We start from the raw sequence: 332 nt of genomic DNA on the forward strand, positions 1-332 counted from the left end.
AGAACCGCGCCGGGCTGTCCGGGGCAGAACGCCCGCCACGAGCGGATGCACCGGTCGCTGAAGGTCGCCATGAGCCACCACGACGTCTTTGGCTCGCTGCCGGAGCAGCAGGCGTGGTGCAGCGGATGGCGGAACGAGTTCAATCAGGAAAAGCCGCATGAGGCGCACGGGCAGCAGCCGCCCGCGAAAATATGGACGCCTTCACCGCGGAGATGGGACGGAAAAGTGCCGGAGGTGGGCTATCCGGAGGGGGCGAAGCTGTACAAAGTCGGTGAAAAAGGCGACCTGAGGCTGAACGGGCGAACCTTCCTGAGCGCGGCGTTACGGGGGGA

1 protein-coding gene is annotated in these 332 nt (G+C 65.7%); it reads left to right on the plus strand.

The features are described from left to right. Window positions 1–45: 45 nt before the first annotated feature. On the plus strand, window positions 46–332 hold a 287-nt coding region (locus CBW22_RS23025; protein ID WP_254919557.1), incomplete at its 3' end, for an integrase core domain-containing protein.

It is taken from the genome of Pantoea sp. VS1, from assembly GCF_002207995.1.
GTDB lineage: Bacteria > Pseudomonadota > Gammaproteobacteria > Enterobacterales > Enterobacteriaceae > Pantoea > Pantoea dispersa.